Source organism: Spirosoma lituiforme, from assembly GCF_054776635.1.
Genome location: NZ_BAAHBO010000038.1, coordinates 1 through 885, shown reverse-complemented (window position 1 = coordinate 885; position 885 = coordinate 1). Strand labels below are relative to the sequence as shown.

Below are 885 nucleotides of genomic sequence, written 5' to 3'. Positions count from 1 at the left end.
GTACTTGTTAGCTAAATCTATCATTTTGCTCATCTTATTTCCCCTCCAATTCTAAGAATTCATCGTAGGTGATAAGACCTGCATCGTAGAGTTCAAAGTTTTCGTTTCCTTTATAGAATTCTCTTTCTTTTTCTTCTCTTGCTTTGGCTCTTTTTAGGTATTCGTTCCAGCCAATCTTGCCTTCGTCATAAAGTTTTCTTTCAGGCTCTCTTTTATAAAATGCTGCTTTCTTATCATTTAGTTTTTTTGTCGCTTCCTTAAAAATTTCTTGCTTTGTCATGTGCGTTTCTCCTTTGTTTTTGGTATGTGTATATTCCCGTAATTTGAAGGATATATCAAGTCATTTTTAAAGAAATATGTGCTTTATTTTCATAATAATAGTAGTTTTATTTGCCGTATAGAATGAAATCAACATAGGCTTTTCTATCCGTTTCAAGAAAATCTACAAGTTCATAAAAATCCATTTCATAAGCGATTCTTTGAACTACTCTTATATCAAACATATTAGTAATCCCTGTTTTTCTAATAGCAAGTATCTGTTCCTTTATCTTATCGTTCATCTGAAACCCTCCTGCAGAAATCTTCACCATAAGCTACACTTAGGCTACTTCCGTTATCCCAAGAAACCATAATAGAGCCAATATCATCAACACCTCTTACTGTTCCTGCTGTACCAATAGGCGGTGCCTGAATATCCTCCATAAAGACAAGCTCTACTCTAGTTCCAACTGGATACTTTTTTCTTAATTCTTCAACAACCTCTTTATTTGGAAATCTCATCTTCATGACCTCCATTTCTAAATGCTGATGATCCTGAAAGCTTTTCAAGAAGTATTTTTCTATCTTTCTTAAATTCATCTCCGATAAAGCCTAGTCTTAAAAGAA

3 protein-coding genes are annotated in these 885 nt (G+C 33.6%); all 3 read right to left on the bottom strand.

The features are described 5' to 3' along the window. Nucleotides 1-34: 34 nt before the first annotated feature. The 3 genes from ACYU87_RS27540 to ACYU87_RS27530 all read right to left on the bottom strand — a co-directional run bounded on the left by ACYU87_RS27540 (nucleotide 35) and on the right by ACYU87_RS27530 (nucleotide 786). On the bottom strand, nucleotides 35-280 hold the full coding sequence (locus ACYU87_RS27540; RefSeq protein ID WP_019116081.1) for a hypothetical protein: 246 nt from the start codon (nucleotides 278-280) through the stop codon (nucleotides 35-37). Nucleotides 281-386: 106 nt separating this feature from the next. Next, nucleotides 387-560, bottom strand: coding sequence for a DUF5049 domain-containing protein (locus ACYU87_RS27535; RefSeq protein ID WP_019116082.1), 174 nt, complete (start codon nucleotides 558-560; stop codon nucleotides 387-389). Further along, nucleotides 550-786 carry a DUF4314 domain-containing protein gene (locus ACYU87_RS27530; RefSeq protein ID WP_263641969.1) on the bottom strand — a complete coding sequence of 79 codons (237 nt, stop codon included), beginning with the start codon at nucleotides 784-786 and terminating at the stop codon, nucleotides 550-552. The genes ACYU87_RS27535 and ACYU87_RS27530 overlap by 11 nt, the downstream gene beginning before the upstream one ends. Nucleotides 787-885 lie beyond the last annotated feature (99 nt).

Coding starts and splice junctions, on each gene's coding strand:
- ACYU87_RS27540 (WP_019116081.1), bottom strand. CDS start 280: ATGACAAAGCAAGAAATTTTTAAGGAAGCGACAAAAAAACTAAATGAT.
- ACYU87_RS27535 (WP_019116082.1), bottom strand. CDS start 560: ATGAACGATAAGATAAAGGAACAGATACTTGCTATTAGAAAAACAGGG.
- ACYU87_RS27530 (WP_263641969.1), bottom strand. CDS start 786: ATGAAGATGAGATTTCCAAATAAAGAGGTTGTTGAAGAATTAAGAAAA.